This window comes from Bacteroides sp. L10-4 (genome assembly GCF_013373675.1).
Classification (GTDB): domain Bacteria; phylum Bacteroidota; class Bacteroidia; order Bacteroidales; family Bacteroidaceae; genus Bacteroides; species Bacteroides muris.
This window is the reverse complement of sequence record NZ_JABXJH010000051.1, coordinates 1-25,607: the sequence shown is the minus strand read 5'-3', so window position 1 is coordinate 25,607 and position 25,607 is coordinate 1. Positions and strand designations below refer to the sequence as shown.

Here is a 25,607-nt window from a genome sequence, read left to right as displayed (position 1 = left end):
TATGAAATTGAAAGACACTTCAGTTTATTTGCTTGCCGGATGGATGCTCACCGCATGTTCCGGAGGCGGATTCCAGAAAACCGGGAACGGTGTTGTTGTGGAAATCAAGCAACAGCAACCGACGGATGTACGTAAAGTAAGATTGGAAGTGATGGGCGAGAAGCTCATTCACGTATCGGCTACTCCTGAGAAGGAATTTTCGAAGGAACAGAGCCTCATTGTTATCCCTCAACAGAATAAGACTGACTTTAAGGTCGAAGAGCAGGGCGATGAAGTGACTGTCAAGACATCGGAATTATGTGCCGTCGTATCCAAGACAACGGGTGAGGTACGCTTCACAGATGCCGACGGCAAGCAGATTCTGGCTGAAGACTCTGACGGACGGACTTTTAATCCGGTGGAAGTGGAAGGTACGAAAGGATATACAGTACGTCAGGTATTCCAGTCGGCAGGCAATGATGAGGCTTTCTATGGCTTGGGCCAGCACCAGGCGGATGAGTTCAATTATAAAGCTAAGAATGAGGAATTGTTCCAATATAATACAAAGGTATCTGTACCCTTCATCGTGTCTAATAAGAACTACGGTGTGCTTTGGGACAGCTATTCGCTCTGCCGTTTCGGTGACCCGCGTGACTACTCACAGCTGGGTGATGTCTTCAAACTTTATGATAAAGATGGCAAGGAAGGTGCTTTGACCGGTACATATATTCCGGGTAAGAAAGATGTAGAAACCCTTGTACGTCGTGAGGATTCCCTTTATTTTGAGCATCTGGACCGTGCTGCCCATCTGAACAAAGTGGTTAATTTGCCTGCGGAGTTCCCGTTCGGAGGGGCTGACGTAATTTATGAGGGAGAAATAGAACCGGCAGAAAGCGGTTTGTTCCGTTTCATACTTTACTATGCAGGCTATATGAAAGTATATATTGATAATGAGTTGGTGGTTCCCGAACGTTGGCGTACGGCTTGGAATCCTAACAGCTACAAGTTTGCCGTCAATCTGGAAGCGGGCCACCGCGTTCCGCTGAAGATAGAGTGGAAGCCCGATGCCGGTATCTCTTACTGCGGTCTGCGTGCATTAAGTCCGGTGGCTGATGAAGAACAGAACAAACTCTCCTGGTGGGGTGAAATGCAGTCTGAGATAGACTACTATTTCGTTTATGGTGATGATATGGACGATGTGATTAGCGGTTACCGCACATTGACAGGGAAGTCTCAGATTATGCCGAAATGGGCGATGGGTTACTGGCAGAGCCGTGAGAAGTATAATACGCGTGAGGAGGTTCTCTCCACCCTGAAGGAATTCCGTGAACGTCAGATTCCTATCGACAATATCGTAATCGACTGGCTGCATTGGAAGCAGGATTCTTGGGGAAGTCATGAGTTCGACCTCGAACGTTTCCCCGACCCGAAGGGAATGGTCGACTCTATTCATGCCATGAACGGACGTCTGATGATTTCCGTATGGCCCAAGTTCTATGTTACGACGGAACACTTCAAGGAATTTGACGAAAAAGGCTGGATGTACCAGCAGGCTATTAAAGACAGCATCAAAGACTGGGTAGGTCCCGGCTATCTGGGTTCTTTCTATGATGCTTATGATTCCGATGCACGTAAGCTTTTCTGGAAACAGATGCAGGACCACTACTATCCTTTGGGTGTTGACGCGTGGTGGATGGATGCCAGCGAACCGAATATACGTGACTGTACGGACTTGCAGTACCGCAAGGACCTTTGCGGTCCGACGGCACTCGGCCCTTCTGCCAAGTTTTTCAATGCATACGCACTGATGAATGCCGAGGCTATCTATGACGGACAGCGTGGCGTGGAACCGGACAAGCGCGTCTTTTTGTTGACACGTTCCGGCTTTGCAGGCTTGCAACGCTATTCTACCGCCACCTGGAGTGGTGACATCGCTACTCGCTGGGAAGATATGAAAGCGCAAATCTCTGCCGGCCTGAACTTTGCTGTCAGCGGTATTCCCTATTGGACTATGGACATCGGTGGATTCTGTGTAGAGAACCGTTATGTGGCTGGCCAATTGGAATTCAACAAGACCGGACGTGAAAATGCTGATTATAAGGAATGGAGAGAGTTGAATACCCGTTGGTATCAGTTCGGTGCTTTCTGCCCGTTGTTCCGTGCACACGGCCAGTATCCGTATCGTGAGGTTTGGAATATCGCTCCGGCTGGACATCCGTGCTACAACTCCATCGTTTACTATACGAAGCTGCGTTACAACATGATGCCGTATATCTATTCTTTGGCAGGTATGACTTACTTCGATGATTATACCATCATGCGTCCGCTCGTAATGGACTTCACGGCCGATGCAAACGTCAACAACATAGGCGACCAGTTCATGTTCGGTTCTGCCTTGATGGTGGCTCCGGTTTACGAATACGGTGCACGTAGCCGCGAGGTTTATTTTCCGGCAAGCTGCGGTTGGTATGACTTCTATTCCGGCAAGTATGTGGACGGTGGCCGGAAGCTGACAGTGGATGCCCCTTATGAACGTATTCCGCTTTACGTCTGCGAAGGTGCTATTGTACCTTATGGTCCGGACATGCAATATAGTGACGAAAAACCGGCTTCGGAAATCACACTCTATGTTTATACGGGCAAGGACGGCGCATTTACGCTCTACGAGGATGAAGGTGTGAACTATAACTACGAGAAGGGACAATATGCCACTATACCGTTTGCCTATAACGATGCTGAGGGCACATTGGTTATCGGCGACCGTACGGGTGAATTCCCCGGCATGCTGAAGGAACGTACTTTCAATGTAGTGAAGGTAAGCAAAGACCAGCCGCAACCGTTCGATTTGAAGGCGAAAGGCACAACGGTGAAGTATGACGGAAATGCACAGACCGTAAAATTATAATCGGAATGATAGACGACGGTGCCAGAGAGAGAAAACCTCCCGGTGCCGGTCTTGTTGTTTCTCGGTGCCGGCCACTTCCCTGCTTCCGAATAGCTGTGAGAGAGGAATAGGCACCCGATAATCTTTTAGATATTTATTACCATGAATAGAATCATATTGTTTTTGGCCATCGGGCTGTTCCTGCTGGCCGGTTGCAATGCTCCTAAAGAGGTAGCCGGTGATGACCGCAGCTTGGATTTTACTGCCGGCTGGGCCTTCCGCTTGGGAGACGATACGGCGGCATCCCGTCCGGATTATAATGACGCCGACTGGCGGAAACTGAACTTGCCCCACGATTGGGCCATCGAAGGAGAATTCAGTAAAGACAATCCTTCGGGGACGGGTGGAGGTGCACTGCCCGGTGGTATAGGTTGGTATCGCAAGACTTTTACTGCCGATAAGGCCGATGAGGGTAAGTGCTATCGCATAGATTTCGATGGTGTCTATATGAATTCCACCGTTTATATCAATGGACATGAATTGGGAACACGTCCTTACGGGTACATCTCGTTTAGTTATGACCTGACTCCCTATATCAGGTGGGGAGAAGAGAATGTGTTGGCTGTCCGTGTAGACAACGCCGAACAACCCAATTCACGTTGGTATTCCGGTTGCGGCATCTACCGTAATGTGTGGTTGACGAAACTGAATCCGGTGCATGTGGCACAGTGGGGTACCTACGTGACGGCAGAAGAAGTGTCGAAGAACAGTGCCCGGTTGAAGATACGCACCAGTTTACAGTACGATGTAGAGACACAGACGGAAGATTCCGTGCAGCAGGCCGACGGTACATATGTTGTATTCGATTCGGAAATTATTCCTTTGGCTGATGTCGTCCTGCAATCCCGGTTAGTGGATGCCAACGGCAATGTGGTGGGTGAGGCTGTGTCGGAAGCTCAGTTGACGCCCCTTGCTCCGGCGGAAGTGGAGCAGGAGATACGTTTGAAGAATCCCCGTCTCTGGAGTATTGATACGCCCTACATGTATAAGGTGGAAAGCATTCTCAAGGATAAGCAGACCGGCGAAGTGCTCGACCGTTATTATACTCCTACCGGCATCCGTACTTTCCGCTTCGATGCACAGAAAGGATTTGTCCTGAATGGTGAGCAGGTGAAGATAAACGGTGTCTGCATGCATCATGACCTGGGTTGTCTGGGAGCTGCGGTGAATACGCGCGCCATAGAGCGCCAGTTGGAGATTCTGAAAGAAATGGGTTGCAACGGAATCCGTTGTTCCCATAACCCTCCTGCACCGGAGCTGCTCGACCTTTGCGACCGTATGGGCTTCATCGTGATGGACGAGACATTTGATATGTGGCGCAAGAAAAAGACCCGCCACGACTATTCGCGCTATTTCAACGAATGGCACGAACGCGATTTGACTGACCTTATCGTGCGTGACCGCAATCATCCTTCCATCTTCATGTGGAGCATCGGCAACGAAGTGCTGGAGCAGTGGACGGATGCCAAAGCCGACACCTTAAGCCTGGAAGAGGCCAACCTGGTCTTGAACTTCGGTCATAGTGCGGATATGCTGGCAAAGGACGGAGAAATGTCCGTCAACTCATTGCTGACAAAAAAGCTGGCGGATATGGTGAGGGAGCTCGATGCCACACGCCCCGTGACGGCAGGTTGCAACGAGCCGAACCCGAATAATCATCTGTTCCGTTCCGGTGCGCTCGATATTATCGGCTTCAACTACCATGATGACTGGTTTGCAGGTGTTCCCGAGAACTTCCCCGGTAAGCCGTTCATCGTGACGGAGAGTGTTTCCGGCCTGATGACACGCGGTTATTACCGGATGCCGAGTGATTCGATGTTCATCTGGCCCGAACGTTGGGACAAGCCTTTCTATGATGCCTCGTTCTCTTGTTCCTCCTACGATAACTGTCATGTTCCTTGGGGCAACCGTCACGAAGGTACTATGCGTCATGTGAAGAACAACGACTTTATCAGCGGACAATACGTCTGGACGGGTTTCGATTATATCGGTGAGCCTACTCCTTACGGTTGGCCGGCACGCAGCTCTTACTTTGGCATTATCGACTTGGCTGGCTTCCCGAAGGATGTTTACTACATGTATCAGTCCGACTGGCGTCCGGACAAGGTGGTGTTGCACCTCTTCCCGCATTGGAACTGGACAGAGGGGCAGGACGTCGATCTGTGGGCATATTATAATAATGCCGACGAAGTGGAGCTTTTCGTGAATGGAAAGTCGCAGGGGGTGCGTAGCAAGGGAAAAGACGATTTCCACGTCATGTGGCGCGTGAAGTATGAACCGGGTACGGTAAAGGCTGTTTCCCGCAAGGAAGGAAAGACCGTGGCCGAGCAGGAGATTCGGACAGCGGGCGAACCTGCGCAGATTTGTCTCACTCCTGACCGCAGCACCATTCAGGCAGATGGTAAAGACTTGAGTTTCATTACCGTCGAAATCTTGGATAAAGATGGGAATTTGTGTCCGAATGCCGAAAACGATGTGACCTTTGCAGTAGAAGGTGCCGGCTTCATTGCCGGAGTGGACAATGGAAGCTCTATTTCTATGGAGAAGTTCAAAGACAATCATCGCAAGGCTTTCTACGGAAAGTGCCTGGTAGTAGTGCAGAACAACGGTGAACCGGGTGGTGTCAAGGTGACGGCTACGGCTGATGGACTGAAAAAGGCGACGACAACGATTAAAGTTAAATGATAATTTGATGTGCCAATATGCCAATGACTTGCGGCGCGATGGCATAGTATGAGCACAGTGTAGCCAATTAACACATTACCATATTAACCAATTAAGATATGAAGAATAAATTTTTTGTAACCCTATTATTGGCATGCTCCATCAGCACCGTGTCTGCACAAACACCGGTCTATATGGACGATGCACAACCTATTGAAGCACGTGTAAAGGATGCACTCAGCCGGATGACGCTGGAAGAGAAGGTAGCCCTTTGCCATGCGCAGAGTAAATTCAGCAGTGCGGGTGTTCCGCGGCTCGGCATTCCCGAGCTTTGGATGAGCGACGGCCCTCACGGTGTCCGTGCCGAAATCAACTGGAACGACTGGGGATATGCCAACTGGACCAATGACAGCATTACCGCTTTCCCGGCCTTGACTTGTCTGGCCGCTACCTGGAATCCGGACATGTCTGCCAAGTATGGCAAGGTCATCGGTGAGGAAGCGCGCTATCGTGAAAAGGATGTGTTGCTGGGTCCCGGCGTCAATATCTACCGTACTCCGATGAACGGGCGTAATTTTGAATATATGGGCGAGGACCCTTATCTGGCCAGTGTGATGTGCGTACCTTACATCCAGGAATTGCAGAAGAACGGAGTGGCAGCTTGTGTCAAGCACTATGCGCTGAACAACCAGGAACTATGGCGCGGACATATTGATGTGAATCTTAGCGACCGTGCTTTATATGAAATCTATCTGCCGGCATTTAAGGCTGCTGTAGAAGAGGGAGGTGTCTGGAGCATTATGGGTGCTTATAATAAGATTCGCGGCCAGCACGCCTGCCATAATGATTTTGCGTTAAACAAGATTCTGAAAGGCGACTGGAAGTTCGACGGCTGTGTCATTACCGACTGGGGCGGTGCACACGACACCTATGAGGCTGCCGTCAACGGTCTGGATATTGAAATGGGGTCTTACACCAACGGTTTGACATCCGAAAGTGCATTTACCTATAATGATTATTACCTTGCCAACCCTTACCTCCGCATGTTGAAGGATGGCAAAGTACCGATGTCTACGATAGACGACAAGGCTTCCCGCATTCTTCGCCTGATATTCCGTACGGCGATGAACCGTCAGAAGCCCTACGGTTCGGTAGCTACGGAAGAGCATTATGCCGCTGCCCGCGAGATAGGCAATGAGGGCATTGTGCTGTTGAAGAATGCTCCGGTGGTAAAGAAAGGTGCTCCGTTGCTGCCGATTGATGCAGCCAAGTATCAGAATATCCTGGTGGTGGGCGACAATGCCGTACGCCTGCTGAACCAGGGAGGAGGTTCTTCCGAACTGAAAGTGAAGGATATGGTATCTCCGCTGGATGGCTTGCGTGCCGCTTATGGCGATAAGGTAACCTATGCGAAAGGTTATGCCGCCGGTCGTCCGATGTACGGTCGTGCAGATGAAATTTCGCAGAATGTGGTAGACTCGCTTCGCGCAGAGGCCGTGGAAATGGCGAGAAAGGCAGACTTGGTGGTGCTGGTAGGCGGATTGAACAAGAACCACTTCCAAGATTGTGAGGGTGGCGACCGTCTGGAATACGGCTTGCCTTTCGGGCAGGACGAACTGGTTGAAGCTTTGCTGGGGGTAAACAAGAACTTGGTTCTGGTGCTTCTCAGTGGTAATGCGGTGGAAATGCCGTGGGTATCCCGGGTTCCTGCCATTGTGCAAGGCTGGTATTTAGGCTCCATGGGTGGCAAGTCTTTGGCTGACATCCTGAGTGGTGCGGTGAATCCAAGTGGAAAGTTGCCCTTCTCTTTCCCTGCCAAGTTGACTGATTGCGGTGCACATGCTTTTGATGAACTCAGTTATCCGGGCGACAGCATCAAGCAGGAATATAAGGAAGATATTTTGGTGGGCTATCGTTGGCACGATACCAAGAAGACTCCGGCCCTCTTTCCCTTTGGTCATGGTTTGAGCTATACTACCTTTACATATGGCAAACCGGTGCTTTCTGCCAAGACCATGACTGCCGACGGTACCCTGACGGTGACAGTTGCCGTGAAGAATACGGGTAGCGTTGCCGGAAAAGAGATTGTACAGCTATATGTAGGCGATGATAAATGTAGTGTACTCCGTCCTGTAAAGGAGTTGAAACGTTTTGCGAAGATTGCTTTGGCACCGGGTGAGGAGAAGAACGTGACTTTCACCCTTACTCCGGATGATTTGAAGTACTACGATGAGGCTTCCGCAGCCTGGAAGTACGAACCGGGCAAGTTCAAGGCATACGTTTGCGCTTCGTCTGCCGATGTCCGTGGTGTGGTTCCGTTTGAAATGAAATAGCCTTATGAAAATATTTGCCACTTTATTTTTGCTTGCAGCCCCGTTGCTGCTTCGTGCAGCCGATGCACCTGCCGACAGTTGTAATCATCAGTTATACTATACGTCGCCTGCCACTATCTGGGAGGAAACTCTTCCTTTGGGCAACGGGCGCTTGGGAATGATGCCCGACGGAGGCATTCTCCGTGAGCACATTGTGTTGAATGAAATATCATTATGGAGCGGAATGGAGGCGGATTATAGCAATCCGGATGCCTCGAAGAGTCTGCCTGCCATCCGGCAACTGTTGTTTGAGGGAAAGAACCGCGAAGCGCAGGAGTTGATGTACAGCAGTTTCGTTCCAAAGAAACAGGAGACTGACGGGAGATATGGAACCTATCAGGTACTGGGTGATTTGGATATAGACTTTACCTACAATTCTTCATTGTCCATTCTCAATTCTCCATTAAACCACTATCGCCGTTGGCTCAACTTGCGCGATGCGGTGGCATATACGGCTTTCAGCCTGGGAGATGTCGATTACCGTCGTGAGTATTTCGTTTCCCGTGACCGTGATGTCATGCTGATTCATCTGGTTGCCGGACGTGAGGGGGCTCTGAACTTCTCCGCCCGCTTGAGCCGTGCGGAACATGGTTCGGTGACTGTCCAAGGGAACACCCTTGTGATGGACGGCATGCTGGAAAGCGGCAAGCCCGGTTTGGACGGTATGAAATACCGCGTGGCCATGCAACTTGTGCAGAACGGTGGTGAATCGTCTGTCTGCCCGGAAAACGGCATCCGCTTGAAGAACGGGCAGGAAGCCTGGCTGATACTTTCTGCTGCTACCTCCTATGCCGCTGCCGGTACCGACTTCCCGGGCGAGCGCTATGCAGAAGTCTGCGACAGCCTGCTCCGTCCTTTCACCGCTCCGGCTAATTCTTCCTCCTCCATATTCCATTCTCAATTATCCGACCATGTCGTTGCCCACCGTTCCCTTTACGACCGTGTTTCCTTGACGCTTCCTGCCACGGCGGATGATACGCTTCCGACGAATGAGCGCATCCTCCGCTTCACACGGCAGGAGTCGCCGGCATTGGCTGCTCTGTATTATAACTACGGACGCTATCTGCTCATCAGCAGTACCCGCCCCGGCAGTCTGCCGCCCAATCTGCAAGGACTCTGGGCGAAGGGAGTATCGACTCCCTGGAACGGAGATTATCATACGAACATCAATATCCAGATGAATCACTGGCCCTTGGAGCAAGCCGGGCTTTCCGAACTCTGTCAACCGTTGACAACGCTGATGGAGCGTCTTGTCCCTTCGGGAGAGGCAAGTGCGCGTACCTTCTATGGCGATGAGGCGGATGGCTGGGTGCTCCACATGATGACTAACGTGTGGAATTATACTGCTCCCGGTGAACATCCCTCTTGGGGAGCCACCAATACCGGTGGTGCCTGGCTGTGTGCCCATTTGTGGGAGCACTATCTGTATACGCAGGATAAGGATTATCTGCGCCGTATCTATCCCGTATTGAAAGGTGCTGCCCGGTTCTTTAGTTCTACCACCGTGCAGGAGCCTTCTCATGGCTGGCTGGTAACTGCCCCCACTTCTTCTCCGGAAAACAGTTTCTATGTGCCGGGTGACAGCGTGACTCCTGTCAGCATCTGTATGGGGCCTACTATGGATGTGCAACTGCTCACCGAGCTTTATACAAATGTCATTGCCGCCGCCCGCCTGCTGGATTGTGATGCGGACTATGCGGCGAAGCTTGAGGCGGATTTGAAGAAGTTCCCGCCCATGCAAATCGGTAAGGAAGGATACTTGCAGGAATGGCTGGAAGATTATAAGGAAGTGGATGTGCACCACCGCCATGTTTCCCATCTCTACGGTCTGCATCCGGGAAACCAGATTTCGCCGGACGCTACCCCCGAGCTTGCCGAAGCCTGCCGGATGACCTTGAACCGTCGTGGAGACGGGGGTACCGGTTGGAGTCGTGCTTGGAAGATAAACTTCTGGGCTCGTCTGGGCGACGGAAACCGTGCCTGGAAACTCTTCAAGAGTTTGCTGCATCCTGCTGTCAATGCTGCGACGGGAGGTCATGGTAGCGGTACTTTCCCTAATTTGTTCTGTTCGCATCCGCCTTTCCAGATCGATGGCAACTACGGTGGTGCGGCGGGAGTCGGCGAAATGCTGTTGCAAAGCCATGAGGGCTTCATCCATCTGCTTCCTGCCCTGCCGGACAGCTGGACTACCGGCAACTTCCGTGGAATGCGCGTGCGTGGCGGCGCTTCCATGGACTTGGACTGGAAGGATGGACGGGCAACGAGGGCTGTTGTTACCGCTCTTGTTCCGGGTAAATTCACAGTAAAGATGCCCGCAGGTGCTGTCCGTGCCGAGGTGAAGATAGGAGGACGCACGCGTACTTACAAGAAATCGGCATTCTCGCTGGACTTGAACAAGGGAGAAGAAGCGACGGTGTATTTCTTCTGATGATTCGGACAGAAGAATAGAAGATGTTTTAGACAGAAGAACAAAAGAAATAAAGCAAAATATGTTCTTTTGTTCTTCTGTCTAAAAATAGTTCCCCGACAAAATCATCAAGTTATTTGTCTTTCGTGCCCGAATGCCGTACATTTGCAGCGCATGTAGAACAAATATCTTGGATAATTATGAAAGATGGAGTACGTTTCTTCTTCTCGTTTCTCGGCTTGCTGGGAGCGTTGGCAGTTCATGCACAAGTCAATGAGTTGCCACGTTCCACACCCGAGGCAGAAGGAGTCCCTTCCAAGGCTGTCACTGCCTTGTTTGATTCCCTGATGGCATTGCCGGAAACAGATATCCACAGCGTGGTGGTGCTGCGTCATGGCAAGGTCATCGGAGAAATCTATCCGGCTCCGTTCGCGCCGGAATATCGCCATACCATGTATTCCTGTTCCAAAACCTTTGTCGGGGCTGCCGTGGGGCTTGCCATTGCGGACAACCGCTTGCGCTTGACAGACCGCGTCGGTGCCTTTTTCCCGGAGCTTCTTCCGGATTCGGTTTCCGCTAATCTGGCAGACATGACTGTCCGCGACCTGCTTACCATGACATCGGGCATCACTCCCGACTGGAATATGCGCAACCTCACTCCCGACTGGATACGTGCCTTCCTTGCCAAACCGGTGAAGACTCCGGGCAAGAAGTTTGAATATGATTCGATTTGCAGTTACATGCTTTCTGCCATTGTACAGAAGGTGACGGGCATGACCTTGCTGGATTATCTCAAACAGAAGCTCTTCACCCCGATGCATATCACGGACATTGCGTGGGAGATGAGCCCCGAAGGCATCAATACCGGTGGCTGGGGGGTGCATATCCAGAGCGAGTCGTTGGCTAAATTCGGCTTGCTGCTGCTGAACCGCGGTGTATGGGAAGGCAAGCAGCTGCTCCCGGCTTCCTGGGTGGAGCAGATGATGACCAGGCAGATAGGAGATTATGGCTATCAGATGTGGCTTTGCGAATATCCGGGTGCTGTGCGTGCTGACGGAGCTTTGGGGCAATACATTCTGATTGTTCCTGACAAGGATATGGTGGTAGTCATTACCGAATGCACGTTGATAGATGGCCGTCGGCAGCGGCGTCTGGTCTGGAACCGCTTGTTGCCGGAGGCCGGGGAGCAGGCATTGCTGCCCGGCAAGGACTACAGGCGCCTGCAGAAGAAGCAGAGTTCTTGTCAACTGCCGTTGGTGCAGGGAAAGGCGGCTTCCTCCCTTTCGCAGAAATACGCGGGCAAGCGCATCCTGCTCGGAGAGAACAAATACGGATGGCAATCCATCGGACTGCAATTCAAGCAGAAAGAAGTGGTGATGAATGTGGTGGAGAAAGACGGAAAGACCTACGATCTTCCGTTTGGCTATAAGCAATGGCTGAAGGCGGCAAGTGATGGCTATCCTCCGTATTCGGTTGCCGCAAAGGGGCGTTTTAAGGGTATAGAAGGCCCTTTCCAAGTGGCAGGCAGTTATGCGTGGACGTCATCTGATGCTTTGCGGCTGAAAGTACATTATGTCAACTGGATAAGCGCTCTTGGGCTTACGCTCCGGTTTGAGGATAACAAGGTACTCCTGACTGTTACGGAGAACTATTCTTCGGGTGAAGGGGTGACTTTCGAAGGGACATTAGCACATTAAAATAATGAATCGTATTTTGCTTACTCTAAAACGGCCTTTTATATGGCTGTACCGTTTCCGGCACCGTTGCGGCTACGGTGTACATTCTCCTTTTGCCTTTAACCTGATTACGCATGTGATTTACGAAACTACGGCTTATTATAAATATGAGGAGCTGGTCGAGGCACAGAAACAACAGGAATCGGAGAAAGACAAGCTCTGGAAGTACGAATCGAAGAAAGTGAAACGTCTTCTGTTCCGTCTGGTAAACTATGCCCAGCCGGAGACCATCGTGGATGCCGGTACGCTTGCCGCTTCCGCCCTCTATCTGAAAGCGGGGAAGGAGGGAGCGGATTATACTTCGGCTTCCGACCTTTCCGAACTTTTTCTGGAGAGCGGTGTTCCCGTCGATTTCCTTTATTTGCACGACTATCGTCGTCCCGGGTTTGTAGAGGAGGTCTTCCGTATCTGTGCCGCCCGTACCGGAGGAAAGTCTGTCTTTGTGATTGAAGGCATCCGTTACACTCCGCAGATGTTTGCCCTTTGGAAGCGTATGAAGCAGGATGGACGGGCAGGTATTACGTTCGACCTTTATGATCTTGGTATCATATTCTTTGATAAAACAAAGATAAAACAAGACTACATTGTCAACTTTTGATTATCTTTAGGCGTTTAAAGGTTACAAGCAACTCATAACTTATAACTCAATGAAGATATATACAAAAACCGGAGATAAAGGAATCACCTCTCTTGTAGGCGGAACCCGTGTATCCAAAACGCATATCCGCCTCGAAGCATACGGTACGGTAGATGAACTGAATTCCAATCTGGGTCTTCTTATCACATACCTGCTTGACGGGAAGGATAAAGACTTTTTGCGGCAAGTGCAGGACAGGCTTTTTGCCGTAGGCTCTCATCTGGCCACCGACCGTGAGAAAACGGAGTTGAGAGTGGCAAGTGTCATCAGCCGGGAGCAGGTGGAAATGGTGGAGCGGGAGATAGACCGTTTGGATGCCCTTTTGCCTTCTCTTTCAGCTTTTATTCTTCCCGGCGGAAGCCGCGGCGCGTCAGTCTGTCACGTTTGCCGTACGGTTTGCCGCCGTGCCGAACGTCGGATTCTTGCTTTGGCCGAACAAGTGGAAATATCTTCGGAATTACTGGCTTACGTGAATCGTTTGTCTGATTATTTGTTCGTCCTTTCTCGTAAAATGAATCGAGACGACAAAAAAGATGAAATATTTTGGAATAATAGTTGCATGTGAAATAAATTGTTATACTTTTGCCAAAAAATAAAAGTAGGACTTAATATATACCATTTTAATACTAGAGACTATGTATTGGACATTGGAATTGGCGTCTAAATTGGAAGATGCCCCTTGGCCGGCAACCAAGGATGAATTGATAGATTATGCCATGCGTTCGGGTGCTCCGCTTGAAGTGATTGAGAATCTGCAGGAAATGGAAGATGAAGGCGAGATTTATGAAAGCATAGAAGATATTTGGCCCGATTATCCCAGTAAAGAGGACTTTTTCTTCAACGAGGAGGAATATTGATACGCTTTAAAAGAAAAAACTTACCGGTATGTCTGGTAATATTTTGAAACATAGGAAGAAGTAATTCCAAAACCGATAACTATGGTTGAAGAATTACTTCTTTTTTTTAATACCCCCCTATAATAATGATGGATGTACAAGAAGCAACAACACGCCGGTTACCGGATTTGAAGGAAAGGCATCTGCCTGAAAACTGCCGCGAAACCGTAAACACGATTTTGAAGGAGACTTACGGCTACGAACAGTTTCGTAATCTTGAGATTTACGATAACTTGTTCAAAGGAAAAGAGAAACTCTGCATTTCGCAGGGACAGCTGATAGAGAACGTCATACTGGAGGCTGAGAAAGCCTGGAAAGGTGAAGCGCAGGTAGATAATATTTTGTTGACCGCTCCTACCGGTTCCGGAAAATCCTTGTTGTTCCAGCTTCCTGCCATCTATCTGGGGAAGGAGTATAATCTGCTTACAATCGTAGTCTCTCCTTTGAAGGCGTTGATTGTAGACCAGGTGGAAAGTCTGCAAGAGCTGGGGTATACGCGCGTGGCATACGCCTCGTCCGATTTGTCGCCGGAACAGAAAAAGGAAGTTTACCGGCAGGTGCGCGAGGGCGAGATTGATTTGTTCTATCTCTCGCCGGAATTGCTTCTTTCTTACGACATCAAGCATTTTGTAGGCGAACGCCGCATCGGTCTGGTGGTGGTCGACGAGGCGCATACGGTAACAACATGGGGCAAGGAGTTCCGCGTGGACTATTGGTTCCTGGGGCGCTACCTGACTGCTTTGAAACAGACGCTCGGCTATGGTTTTCCGTTGTTTGCGTTGACGGCCACGGCCGTCTGGAATCCGAAAGGGGGCAACGACATGATATTCGAGACCATCCGTTCCCTGCAGATGGAGCCTTGCGTGCTTTATGTGGGTACGGTGAAGCGTCGGAATATAGGCTTTGACATCCGTCAGATGGAGATAGAAGCCGGAGAGACATACGACAAGGCAAAGCAACGCGTGATTGCCGCGCGTATCGAAGATTTCCTGGACGGCCATAAGTCATTGCTCTATTATCCTTTTGCCGGTGGCATTGACATGCGGCTGAAGACGTGGGTGAAGCCTGCGGACTGGCGTCTGGTGGCTTCCTATTATGGCAAGAAGGAGAAGGAACAGAAAGCTGCCATTGTGCAGGAGTTCAAGGAAGGAACCAAGAAACTGATTGTGGCCACCAAAGCCTTTGGCATGGGAGTGGACATCAGTGACATAGACCGCGTGTACCATGTAGCGCCATCCAGTACGTTTGTCGACTATATCCAGGAGATAGGGCGTGCCGCGCGTGATGCGGAGATACGCGGCATTGCCGCTACCGACTACCATGAACGTGACTTCTATTATATGAAGCGTCTGCATCAGACGGGGAACATCGCCCAGGAGCAGTTGGTGCTTATCCTGAGAAAGCTCATGGAGGTGTATCGCATGAAAGGGGAGAAGCCGGAAATGATGGTGTCGTTGTCCGATTTCGAGTTTGTGGTGAAGCTGCCGCGTACAAGGAACAAGCTGGAATATGAAGCGGAGCTGGGACAGCTCATCAAGACCGCCTTGCTTTGGCTGGAAGACGACTTGATGCAGCGTCATGGAAAGCATCTGCTTGAAATCAGCCCCAAGAATCTGTTGACCGAAGGATATGTCCAGGACAAGACTGGTGATGTCTTTGCCCGTGAATTCCGGGGCTATCTGACAAAGGTAGAAGGGGAGGACGGGGTTTACGTCGCACGTCTGGAAGCACTTTGGGAAGAGCGTTTCCCGGAGCTTGGCTACAAGGAATTCAAGCAGAAACTGAATAATGGAACGTTGTGGGAAGGTGCCCGTGCCGTGTCCGTAGGCAAGCATGAGGTGCTGTTGAAGGAAGATGCCGCTGTCATCCGTGAGCGGATGGATGCCTTGTTCAAGAGCTTGACGACGATGCTGAAAACGGCATTGATAAAGTCGAAAGGACGTTTTGATGAAGAAGAGCTGCGGGCTGTCTTTGCCGAGCACGGCATGGACGTGCGCTCTGCCAAGCGCTTTATCGGTTCCCTGCTCGAGAGCCGCACGGAGGAAGGCCGTAGTGTAAGCTACATCAGCAGCGTGAAAAAGAAGGATTCCAATGAACTCTCCTTTACCGTGACCAAAGGCTTTGATTTGCTTCTGTCGCGCTATCAGAAACTGTTCGGCCAACGTATAGTGGGCAATAAAGGAAAACGTCTGCTGTTTTATTGCACGCCTTTCTCCGATTTGAACATGCTCCTTAATCTGCTTTCCATGCTCGACTGCCTATCGTTCAGCGTGGAGGGCGGCGGCACGCCTTGCGTATTCGTCCGTTTCAATGACCCCGGAATCCTGCAGGAGCTTGCGTTCGGCGGCGATTACCGCAACCTGATTCTGGACACCAACGAGCAGATATTCCAGGAGCAGATAGACTTGTTCTCCTTCTTCTTCGGGACGGACAAGCTGACGGATGAACAGCGCTGGAACTTTATAGAAGATTATTTTACGGGAATGGGAGTGGACAGCTTGAAAAAGAAATTTACGTCCTTATGGTAGTAAACCCCAATAGACGTGTCATCTCGCCGCCAATCGTCCTGATTGGCGGCGCTTTTGTGTCATGGCCGGCGTCACGGAATTTGACGGCAACTATATCCAAATGTTTTTAGTAGTTATTGTTCTGTTTTCTGGTACGCCAGCCGTTCGTCTCCATTGGCCAGGAAGATGATGCCGCAATATTGAAATCCGTGCTTCTTCAGTATATGCTGAAGGATGTGATTGTCGCGATGGGTGTCTGCACGCAGATTGGGAATCTGCGCGTAGCACCATTGCAGGCAGGCGTTGGCCACTCCTTTGCTGTGTTCTGTGCTTGCCAGCCGGTGGATGACGCCGTATGGAAGCGTGTCTTCCAGCCATTCGCCTTCGTAGATATGCGAATATGTGGGGTCGTTTCCGCGGATGAAGGCAAAAGTTCCGATGATTTCTCCGTTGTCGTCAATGCACACGTAGCTGTTGCCTTGTTCGATGTCGGTCGCGACGAGTTTGCGGGAGGGATAGTTGCCCGTCCATTGTTTCATGTTCCCGTCTTTTCGCATGATGCGCTTTGCCTGCTCGAAGATGTCCATCAGGAGTTCTGTTTCCGCAGGTCGCGTCTTTCTGATTTCTATCATAAGCTCTTCACGTTCGGGGTGTTATTCCATTATTTTCACCCGGTTTGTCTTCTCCAGCAGGAAGCGGCTCCGGTTCCAGTGGAAAGGCTTGTATTCGTTGTTCTTTTTGAGGATGTTGTGCCGGAATGTCAGTCCGTCCACCGATTTGGCATAGAGGATGGGGGCGTCGAAGGTGTCGAATTCATTCTCTTCGATAAGGATGCTGCCTTCCTTGCCTCCGTGGAAGTATTGCCGCTGTCCCTCCAAATCGGGTATTTCGGGATAGATGGAGATGATGGCGTTGGTGAACTGGAACTGGCTGGTCAGCGCATTGACGAAGCGGTTCTTGCGGATGACGACGTTGCGGCAGGCTCCTGTCTCGTACCATCCGTTGCAATCGCCGCACAGGAGGATGGCTGTTCCCGAAGTATGGTCGAACAGATTGTTTTCTACGATTACCCTTTGCGGAGTACTGAACAAGGCACCCCGTGCCCGGTTGTTGCGGATGATGTTTCCTTTGAATTCCACTTCGGGTGTCCAGGTGAGGTTTTCGATGCCGTAGCCTTCTTGTTCGCAGATTTGCGGGTCGATGGGGTCGCGGAAAGTAATCCTGAACTCGCGTACTCCCGCCGTTTCCTGCCTGTCTGTGGGAGAAATGCCGGTTATCCGGTTGGTTTTCCCTATTATGTCCATGGTGGCGGAACGGATAAACTGGATGCTGTCGCCCGGTTCTCCCCATTCAAATCCCCACGACTGGTCGTGCATGTATCGTCCGACGAGGGTATGGTCGTCAATCCGGTTTACCACCTTCAGGTAAGTGCCGTGCACGTTGATGGCATCGTCCATCATTCCTTCGTATAGGCCGTTGCAGGAGATGATTTTTCCTTTGCAGCCCGAGAAGTGGGTGGCGTCGGCCTGGGTGGTGAAGTAGCGCGGGTCGTCCGCTCCTTTCAGGCAGACGCCGAAAGCATCGAGGGTGATGTTCTCGCATAGTTGGGCAAGCAGTCCCATGCCTTCGGCATAATGCACCTTTATATTCTCGAGCACGGTATTGAGGTTCCGGTGGAGAAAAATGCCGGGAGCGGGGCGGTGCCAGGTGCGCATGGCCACCACGGTGCCCGGTATGAGGCGGCTGTCTTTCCAGTGCGGGGCGGTGAGGGTGCCTGCCGGGGTGGCGGTCACTCCTTTGGTCTGCATGTAGAGGTCGCTGGTGTTGTAGACGATGTGGCGTTTTTCTTCTTCAAAGGCAATGCCCGAAGTGGGGCGTGTACGCCATCCCTCGCCGTAGGCCTCGAACAGCGAGTCCTTGGAGACGCGCCACTTCACCCATGGGGCGGGCATGAACGTGATGCCCTGCCCGGCGTTGTTCTCTGTCACTCGAATCTGGGTGATGTGCGGATTGGCAAAGTCGATACTGAAATTGCGCAGGGTGCAGTGGGCGGAGTGGAGCAGTGCCAATGGGAGCATCCGTCCGTGGAAGATGAGTTCGGCGCCGTTGCCTTCCAGCGTAAAGTGCCTGAAGCCTTCCAGTTCAATCCCCACTTTCTTGGGGTTGGTCTGGTCGTGATTGGAGATGTAGTAGGTGCGGGTAGTGGCACCTGCTTCATGGAAGAAATACTTTCCCTTGGCAAAGCGCAGTACGATGCTGTCTTCCGGACTGCATTCGGCCTTGATGCGGTTGACGACCCGTTGCAGTATGGGGCTGGCATTTTTCCGGCTGTCGGGTTTCAGCCCCATCCGGGCAAGGTCATAGATACGTTCGGCACTGTTCAGTCTGTTCGGGTAGCTCAGGCAGCTTGCCACGACGAGTAAGAGGCATGCTATTTTGTTCAATTTCATTTGTAGTGTATGTTTGGGTTAAGGATTATCGGATATTTTCGGTTTCTTCCGACAAGAGGCGCTGCACGGCTTTGGCTGTTTCCACGCAATCTCCTTCCTTGACGGAAGGGTAGGGGGCATGCTGCAAGGTCCAGGGTTCCTCCAGCGAATAATAGTCTATGTCGGCGGCGGGGTCGTGGTCGGGCAGGAGGTTCAGGCGGTCGAGCCAGGTTTTCCAGCGCAGGTAGTAGAAGTCTTTCAGCAGGCCGTTCCACTCTTTATGGGCATAGTCGTGCAGGCCTCCCCCGTCGGCAGCCTGGCGGTTGCCCCAGGTGGTGACTTGTACCCGGGCGTTCCACTCCAGCCAATCTTTTTCAGCCGGTGTGCCGCCCAGGCGGCGGGCTTGTCCTATCCAGCTGCCTACTTTGAATTCGGGACGGGTGGCAAGCAGGCGGTCTTGCAGCAGAAGTAGCCTGAGGAAACGGTCGGAAGCCTGTCGGAGCAGCGGCTTGTCTTGTGCTTCGTAGGCCGCCCGGATGACTTTGTAAATCAGACGTCCTTTTTCCGCCACGGCCTGGCGGGTGATGTCAATCAGGTCGTACTCGAAGTTGTTGTTTCCCTTCAACTCTTCGGCTTCTTCCAGCAGCAGGGCGGCGGCGCGAATCACGTCGTGCGGGCGGTAGTAGTCGGACATTTCCGACCACGAGGAAGCCTGATAAGCTTCGAGCGAAGGGCGGGTGCAGAAGATGGATTCGTGTGTGCCTTGCTGGGTAGAGCGCGGAGGGCAATTGTATATGGAGTTTCCCAGCAACACCCACGCCTCCCACAGCCGTGGTGTGCACTTGCCGTAACGGGCGGCTATGTATCCCTTCAGCCACTCGTCCTTGGAGAATGCGGACGACCGCCAGGGCAGTTCGCAAAGCAGCTCGTACATGACGGGATTGTTCTCCGAGCCTTCCATCGTCATTCCTATTCCTTTCAGGCTCTTCCCGAAGGGGCTTCCGGCAGCTTTGTAGTATCCGTCGATCACGTGTTGCATCTTTCCGTGCAGGCCCACGTTGCCGCCATAGTTCAGCAGCATGCAATAGAGCCATCGGTGCCCGTCGAATCCGTTCTTCCGATACCAGGACGATTCGGGGTCGCCCCATTGCGGACGGCTTTCGGAGTAAAGGTCCAGCACCAGCATGTCTCCTTCCGGCAGGTTACGTATCATTGCAGACCGCGGATTGGCACCCCATGCCTGAATCACCCAGGCGGCGTTCCGGCTGTTCTTTTTCATTGCCTGCCAGATGGCTTTTCCGGCGGCGTCCAGGTCCACTCCCGCCACGTTGCCGCCTTCGTGGAACGGGTCCATGCTGTAGAAGTCGGCTTTGCCGAACAGGCGGTTCATCTCTTTGTAATACAAGTCGGCTATCTCCTGGAAACGGGCGTCGGTGGGTTGCAGGAAGGCCGGGCGGTTGTAGCCGCACCACTTGCCCGGGTCGGCCACGTTCACTCCCAGTTTCTCCTTGGCATTGTGGGGAAGCATGCCCGAATATCCCGGCAATACGGGGTGGATGCCATACTCACGCATGCGTTTCAGGATTTTCTTTTGCAGTGCGATGCGGCCTTCATACCATGAGTCGGTGTTCGGTCCGCCCCATCCCTCCAGGTTGTTCATCAGCCACCAGGCCTGGAAGGCGGGACCAGCCACGAACCCGTTAACTTCTTCTTTGGAATATCCCAGCCTGAAAAGTACGTTGCGCCAGACGGCATCTGTGCCCACCAGGGCCAGCGACAGATTGATGCCGTGCAGTGCCATCCAGTCGAGCTCTTGTTCCCAACGTGCCCAATCCCAAAAAGCCATGGTATAAGAGAAGGTACAATAGTTGAAGTCATAACGATAGGCGGAGGCCGTTTCGTGCCTTTCTCTGTGCAGCACGGGAGGCAGCGCATCGGGAAGCTTGGCAACCATGTTGTTCCACGACAGATGGATGCCTGCATGATACTTCAGGTACCAGTTCAGCCCTACGGCAATGCTGATTGGGTTGTTTCCGCGGATGACTACCTTTTCTCCCTGTTGGTCCAGTTCAAAGAAATCTTCACCGGCGATGGATTTCTGTTCTATGACGAACTTGCCCGAAGAGCCCGGTACCACTCTTTCCAGCAGACCCTGAACGGGCGACATGCCCGAAACGGCCGGGAGCAGGCAAAATAATAGTATATAGCATATATAAAATCGTTTTGTAATTGTTTGGCACTTGTTGCGGAGCCTGTTGAGAGGTTCTTTCCGTCCGTTTGTTTTTCTTTTCATAATAGATGTCGTTTAAGGGAGAAATGAATGCTTATGCTGCAAAGATGGGAAAATTAATGGAAATACAGTACATGCTTCCTATCTTTTTGCTGGTTATGAGTACGTTTTTTTTCGTTTAAAGGAGTCACGGGAGTATCGGCTTTAACTCCTGAGCCGACTTGTCGGCTGATAACTCCCTTTAACTTCTGAGCCCGAAGGGAGATAACTTCTTCTAACTCCTCTAAATGAACGAGCCGTGCGCTGCTGTCGAACAATTTTTTGTGGATATTGTTCCTTTAGGAGGATTTTGCATATATTTGTCCCATAATATTAAACACAATGAATTATGAAAAAGTTTTTTAGTGCTTTCGTGATAGCCGCGTGCTGTATGTTCATGGCTATGCCCGCACAGGCCCAACTGTTGAAGTGGGGTGTCAAAGGCGGTGTGAATATGACGAAGATTGACTGGGATGGCGGATATAAGGGAAACAAGGACAATTCCGCCGGTTTCTTCATCGGTCCGATGGCCGAATTGACCATCCCCATTGTAGGTCTGGGCATCGACGGTGCCTTGCTCTTCTCCCAGCGCGGCAAGGACGAAGTGAAGCAGACCGGTATGGAAGTACCCGTCAACCTGAAGTATACCATCGGGCTGGGTAGCCTGTTGGGAATCTATGTGGCTGCCGGTCCCGATTTCTTCTTCGATTTCAAGAAGAAAGACAACATCGACCGCAAGAAGTCGCAGGTGGCGCTTAACTTGGGAGCCGGCGTGAAGCTGCTGAAGCATCTCCAGCTCGGGGTTACCTATCAGCTGCCAATGGGCGACTCGTTTACGTGGACGGAGGCCGGTAAGGCTTTTGGTGCCAAGAACAAGACTTGGCAGGTTTCTGCGGCTTATCTCTTCTAAGAGAGAGTCTGTGATATGTATATGATACACCCGGTTGTTCCGCTATGAAACAGCCGGGTGTATTGTGTAAATAGCCTTACGTATTTCGGCCGGAGCCGTCTTTTTACAAGTGAACGACTACGGTCGTTCGATTGAACAACCAGTGTCGTTCGATTGAACAACCGGTGTCGTTCGATTGAACAACCGGTGTCGTTCGATTGAACAACCCGGGTCGGTCACTTATATGTGGAGTCTGCATGAGCACGCTAATGAATACATCAGCACCACTCTCTTTGCTTCCTTAGATGAAACAGCCCTGAGCATTAGGTGAAGAGGAAAGAAGTTTCACCGGAAGTGACTGTGGGATAGGGAGAAAGCTTGAAGGGTGAAGCTTGTGAGGAGGTGAAAACCTGTTTTTTGTATCTTAGGGAAGCTGAAAAAGAGAGGCCATCTCAACTTTTATGTTGAGATGGCCTCGCCTTATAAGTGTCCTTCCACTATTGTGGAAGGTACGTTGTCCGTCAATTAGGGTTTAACGTCTCTGATAACTTCGATTGTGAAGTTGAATGATGTTGTGCCCCAGTCGTGCTTGTAAGATACTGTCACTGTTACAGTCTTGGTATAAACTGTACCGGTCGGGTCAATGTTGCATACAAGTTCATTGTTTTCATTGATAGTCCAGCCTTCGGTGTTAGTCGTGAACTTCAGACCGGTAGATGTGTCTTTAGTTCTATACAGTCCTGCTGCATTGGCTGCTTCTGTCAATTGCTTGTTCTTGTAGCTGACAATAGTCTGATCGATATAATCTTTCAGTACCAGGTTTTTCCATGCAGTTGCAGCGAGTTCCTGGAACTTGATGACTGTACCCTTGGCCAAAGTAGGATCGTAATGCTTGCCCAAGTTTGCAGTATTCTTGAAGTCTTGCAGCGGGCTCTTCACTGTCCATGTGTCGGTTCTGTAGAAATTGTCTTTATGAACTTCAGTATCATAAATGTCAATCTTCAGTTCCTTAACCTTGGCTACGTCTACGCTCGGCTCAAACTTAACGGTGTAAGTGTTATTGTTAAATGTAAGCTGACCCTTGTTCATCAGTTCTTTCACATAAGCATTCTGCTTGTTGGCATCCAGATTATACTTGGCAACTGCGTCAGCCGGTTTGATAATGTACATATCAGAGAAGCTGTTAGATTCCAGAGTATATTTGGTCTTGTCAGCATTCCACTTACCGATGATGGTTTGTGCGCTGTATTCTTCTTTAACAGTAGCATCGAAGCTGCGAGTCACGGCAAGGTCATTGATAGTAGTGATGAAGAACTTGTTATCAATCCGGTTTTCTACGGCATACGGAGTGTAAATTCCATTGTGTCTAACATTTCTCCACATTAGATAGAACGTATTCTTCTCAACTTTAGTCTTAGGACCGATGAACAAGAACAATGAGTCGGTTGCATTGCCCTGAGCTTTCTTGAACCATACGAATGCTTCGTCTGCATTGACAGGAACATCTACAGACCATCTTGTCACAGCAGGATAATTCTCAATGCTGTTGAATGCTTGCTCATATCCAGTCAATTCTTTTGATTCATTGTACTGAGCTTTGTACAGAGGCCAAACGATGCTAGAACCAAAATCGCGAGTCAGAATGTCACGGCCACCGATAGCAGTTTCGAATGCACGAACATCCAGCTTCACAATCTGTGTGCTTGTCTTATAGCCCAAATTGAATGTAGCATCGCCCAGCGGAGACAACTGGATAGTCTCAACACTTTGTTCTACTTCAGGACGTTTAGCTTGTACAAGTACATAGTTGTAAATAACCAAATCGTGTACATCCTTAACCTGTGACTTAACGGTAGTAGTAACCTTAACTACGGCATACTCATCGATAGCTGACGGCTGCAACTCTTCCTTAACGGCCAGGATACCTTCTTTGGCAACCTTTTCTGCATCAAAGATACCTTTCTTGATTGTTACACCCCACAAATCCATGTCTGCGTTCTCATCAATCAATTCAAACTTCTGTTCGTATTGAATGTCTGCATCAGCCAATAAAACATTTAAGTTATTGCCTAATGCTGCATTGATAGAATCATTCAGATTATAAGTCGCTTTATAATCAAATGAACCAACATTATGAGTGGCTTGGCTGTTCTGGAAAAAAGAGATCTTTATTTCTTTTTCTGCATTTACTCTGACATTATGTATGTCTCTAGTAGATACTCGCTCTGATTTAACATTGAAGTAGTCTGATGCAGAAACATATTGTCCGTACATCTTGACATCCAAAGAAGTAGCATAGTCATAATTTGGAACTAAATTTTCAGGAGCCATCTTTACCCAAATAACTCCTTCTTGTTCCTTGTCAAAATCCCAATCCAAAACAGATAGTTTCGGCAATTCTGCTGCTCTTGTCTGATAAGTTTCAGAGAAGAAGAGTTCTGCATCGCTCTTTGAGAATTTAGAAGGATATACTTTGAAAGAAGCCTTTGCAGGAACTGCAGCAAACAAAGTATCCGTATCTGTTCTGTCTTGTGGATAATACAATTGGTAGGCTACAGCGTAATCTCTTGCGTCATCTGCAGCTTGTTTTCTGTATACGATAGTTTGCAAGCCGTTGAAAGCAGAACCTTCCATCAGCAAGGTATACGACTGGCCGTCGATTGTAACCTGCATAGTTCCATCCTTTTCATTGTAGATCATGGACGGAATATTCACATTGTATTTGAATGAAGTTCTATATTCGCCAATGCAGATGTAGCCTTCTTCGTCTACCTTCACATAGTTGCCGACAACTTCTTCAACATCTACGTTAGTACCGTCCGCGCCTTTTGCCTTGATTTTCTGACCGGCATCGTTCAATACATACTCATAGGTTTCGCCTTCGTCCACACTGATCATCCAGTAGTTTTCGGCATCCACCTTGAACTTCGGAACGATTGTAGCCCCGGTTTCACCCTTCGGGCCTTGAATACCCTGAAGACCTTGGTCACCTTTCTCGCCTTGAGCACCCTGAGCGCCATTCTTGATAGTCAAGGTTTCGCCGCCGGCAAAAGTCAGCAAGTAACCTCCTTCCACAGGAGTGTAGCTTTCAATAAACTTCTTGCCATTGATTGCGGCAAGGATGTCATCAATCTGTTTTTTGTTTGCATCGATTTGCTCTTGCAAGCCATTGATGTCATCATCATAGTCCTTACAAGAAACAAATGTTCCTGCCGAGCCTACCATCAAGGCACTGAACAGAATCACATTTAGAAACTTTTTGTTCATAATTGAAAAACTTTAAATTTATAAATTTAAAAAAATAAAAAGTGAATAATTTCCCATTTCGAATTCCTTTTTCGCACGCTTCTTCTGTTGCCAAAAATTCCGTTACTTCGCAGGTAATGAAATCCTGTTAATTTCATTAATAATCAGTCGACAAGGAGAGAACAGGCGGGTTTTGTCCTGAATGGTGAAAATCAGTCCGTTGGGATATCGGAAAGAGGATTGGAAGTCGGGAAAAGTGACAGTGGGAAAGTGATGAAATGAGGCTTCCAGAGAATGAAAGCGCATGTCCTTTGGTTCAAGATACTGAATGACAGCCTGTTGACAGATTAGATGGGGGCTCCTTAAGGGCCACACCTCTCCGTTCCTCAAACCACTGTTTGAAGATTCCGGAAAATGTGCGACAGATCTATTCTATCCTATCAAAAGAAGTAACGTCTTTTATACAGTACACGCTCCGCTTCTTACAAAAGAAATTACCCTCTGGTTGGCCTCGTCAATCTTCCTGTTGCTGAAAGGCTTCAGATAGGTTTCCGTCACCGTGATGGAGGAGTGTCCCATGGCTTCGGATATGATTCCGGGATGTATCTCGCAGTGGTAAGCCATTGTGGCCC

General features: G+C 50.1%; 14 protein-coding genes and 1 pseudogene. 10 read left to right on the top strand and 5 right to left on the bottom strand.

Going from position 1 to position 25,607, the window contains the following annotated elements; genetic code table 11:
* The first annotated feature begins 1 nt into the window (after position 1).
* From HU824_RS15285 to HU824_RS15245, 9 genes are all read left to right on the top strand, one after another.
* Positions 2 to 2,884 (top strand): TIM-barrel domain-containing protein, encoded by a 2,883-nt coding sequence (locus HU824_RS15285; RefSeq protein WP_176469285.1) that lies wholly within the window; start codon positions 2 to 4, stop codon positions 2,882 to 2,884.
* Between the two features lie 141 nt (positions 2,885 to 3,025).
* Entirely contained in the window at positions 3,026 to 5,608 is a 2,583-nt protein-coding gene (locus tag HU824_RS15280; RefSeq protein WP_176469284.1) for a glycoside hydrolase family 2 TIM barrel-domain containing protein, read from the top strand.
* Positions 5,609 to 5,706: 98 nt separating this feature from the next.
* Complete coding sequence (locus HU824_RS15275) at positions 5,707 to 7,920, top strand: glycoside hydrolase family 3 C-terminal domain-containing protein (RefSeq protein ID WP_176469283.1); 2,214 nt, start codon at positions 5,707 to 5,709, stop codon at positions 7,918 to 7,920.
* Positions 7,921 to 7,924: 4 nt separating this feature from the next.
* Positions 7,925 to 10,387, top strand: a complete 2,463-nt coding sequence (locus HU824_RS15270; protein ID WP_176469282.1) for a glycoside hydrolase N-terminal domain-containing protein — start codon at positions 7,925 to 7,927, stop codon at positions 10,385 to 10,387.
* Positions 10,388 to 10,566: 179 nt separating this feature from the next.
* A complete protein-coding gene (bas-suc, locus tag HU824_RS15265; protein ID WP_176469281.1) occupies positions 10,567 to 12,063 on the top strand; it encodes a 3-succinylated cholic acid synthase in 1,497 nt (498 codons plus the stop codon).
* A gap of 4 nt (positions 12,064 to 12,067) precedes the next feature.
* Complete coding sequence (locus HU824_RS15260; protein ID WP_176469280.1) at positions 12,068 to 12,700, top strand: hypothetical protein; 633 nt, start codon at positions 12,068 to 12,070, stop codon at positions 12,698 to 12,700.
* Positions 12,701 to 12,749: 49 nt separating this feature from the next.
* Complete coding sequence (locus HU824_RS15255; protein WP_176469279.1) at positions 12,750 to 13,304, top strand: cob(I)yrinic acid a,c-diamide adenosyltransferase; 555 nt, start codon at positions 12,750 to 12,752, stop codon at positions 13,302 to 13,304.
* Positions 13,305 to 13,374: 70 nt separating this feature from the next.
* Positions 13,375 to 13,596, top strand: a complete 222-nt coding sequence (locus HU824_RS15250; protein WP_002558131.1) for a DUF2795 domain-containing protein — start codon at positions 13,375 to 13,377, stop codon at positions 13,594 to 13,596.
* A gap of 128 nt (positions 13,597 to 13,724) precedes the next feature.
* Positions 13,725 to 16,163 carry a DEAD/DEAH box helicase gene (locus tag HU824_RS15245; protein WP_176469290.1) on the top strand — a complete coding sequence of 813 codons (2,439 nt, stop codon included), beginning with the start codon at positions 13,725 to 13,727 and terminating at the stop codon, positions 16,161 to 16,163.
* 113 nt (positions 16,164 to 16,276) lie between these two features.
* On the opposite strand, the gene HU824_RS15240 is transcribed toward HU824_RS15245, so the two are convergent.
* The 3 genes from HU824_RS15240 to HU824_RS15230 are packed head-to-tail and all read right to left on the bottom strand — an operon-like array spanning position 16,277 to position 20,738.
* Positions 16,277 to 16,774 (bottom strand): GNAT family N-acetyltransferase, encoded by a 498-nt coding sequence (locus HU824_RS15240; RefSeq protein ID WP_176469278.1) that lies wholly within the window; start codon positions 16,772 to 16,774, stop codon positions 16,277 to 16,279.
* Between the two features lie 21 nt (positions 16,775 to 16,795).
* The gene (locus HU824_RS15235; RefSeq protein ID WP_176469277.1) at positions 16,796 to 18,592 is read right to left on the bottom strand and encodes a right-handed parallel beta-helix repeat-containing protein; all 1,797 of its coding nucleotides are present in this window, start codon (positions 18,590 to 18,592) and stop codon (positions 16,796 to 16,798) included.
* Between the two features lie 25 nt (positions 18,593 to 18,617).
* A complete protein-coding gene (locus HU824_RS15230; RefSeq protein WP_176469289.1) occupies positions 18,618 to 20,738 on the bottom strand; it encodes an alpha-N-acetylglucosaminidase in 2,121 nt (706 codons plus the stop codon).
* Positions 20,739 to 21,189: 451 nt separating this feature from the next.
* Here HU824_RS15230 and HU824_RS15225 point away from each other — a divergent pair, with 451 nt between their 5' ends.
* Positions 21,190 to 21,750: a porin family protein gene (locus HU824_RS15225; RefSeq protein ID WP_136010834.1), complete on the top strand. Its 561-nt coding sequence runs from the start codon at positions 21,190 to 21,192 to the stop codon at positions 21,748 to 21,750.
* Between the two features lie 504 nt (positions 21,751 to 22,254).
* Here HU824_RS15225 and HU824_RS15220 read toward each other — a convergent pair.
* Both HU824_RS15220 and HU824_RS15215 read right to left on the bottom strand, forming a co-directional pair.
* Positions 22,255 to 24,996: a PL29 family lyase N-terminal domain-containing protein gene (locus HU824_RS15220; RefSeq protein WP_176469276.1), complete on the bottom strand. Its 2,742-nt coding sequence runs from the start codon at positions 24,994 to 24,996 to the stop codon at positions 22,255 to 22,257.
* A gap of 438 nt (positions 24,997 to 25,434) precedes the next feature.
* A pseudogene (locus tag HU824_RS15215) lies at positions 25,435 to 25,607 on the bottom strand (site-specific integrase); the annotation flags it as partial.

Coding starts and splice junctions, on each gene's coding strand:
- HU824_RS15285 (WP_176469285.1), top strand. CDS start 2: ATGAAATTGAAAGACACTTCAGTTTATTTGCTTGCCGGATGGATGCTC.
- HU824_RS15280 (WP_176469284.1), top strand. CDS start 3,026: ATGAATAGAATCATATTGTTTTTGGCCATCGGGCTGTTCCTGCTGGCC.
- HU824_RS15275 (WP_176469283.1), top strand. CDS start 5,707: ATGAAGAATAAATTTTTTGTAACCCTATTATTGGCATGCTCCATCAGC.
- HU824_RS15270 (WP_176469282.1), top strand. CDS start 7,925: ATGAAAATATTTGCCACTTTATTTTTGCTTGCAGCCCCGTTGCTGCTT.
- bas-suc (WP_176469281.1), top strand. CDS start 10,567: ATGAAAGATGGAGTACGTTTCTTCTTCTCGTTTCTCGGCTTGCTGGGA.
- HU824_RS15260 (WP_176469280.1), top strand. CDS start 12,068: ATGAATCGTATTTTGCTTACTCTAAAACGGCCTTTTATATGGCTGTAC.
- HU824_RS15255 (WP_176469279.1), top strand. CDS start 12,750: ATGAAGATATATACAAAAACCGGAGATAAAGGAATCACCTCTCTTGTA.
- HU824_RS15250 (WP_002558131.1), top strand. CDS start 13,375: ATGTATTGGACATTGGAATTGGCGTCTAAATTGGAAGATGCCCCTTGG.
- HU824_RS15245 (WP_176469290.1), top strand. CDS start 13,725: ATGGATGTACAAGAAGCAACAACACGCCGGTTACCGGATTTGAAGGAA.
- HU824_RS15240 (WP_176469278.1), bottom strand. CDS start 16,774: ATGATAGAAATCAGAAAGACGCGACCTGCGGAAACAGAACTCCTGATG.
- HU824_RS15235 (WP_176469277.1), bottom strand. CDS start 18,592: ATGAAATTGAACAAAATAGCATGCCTCTTACTCGTCGTGGCAAGCTGC.
- HU824_RS15230 (WP_176469289.1), bottom strand. CDS start 20,738: ATGTCGCCCGTTCAGGGTCTGCTGGAAAGAGTGGTACCGGGCTCTTCG.
- HU824_RS15225 (WP_136010834.1), top strand. CDS start 21,190: ATGAAAAAGTTTTTTAGTGCTTTCGTGATAGCCGCGTGCTGTATGTTC.
- HU824_RS15220 (WP_176469276.1), bottom strand. CDS start 24,996: ATGAACAAAAAGTTTCTAAATGTGATTCTGTTCAGTGCCTTGATGGTA.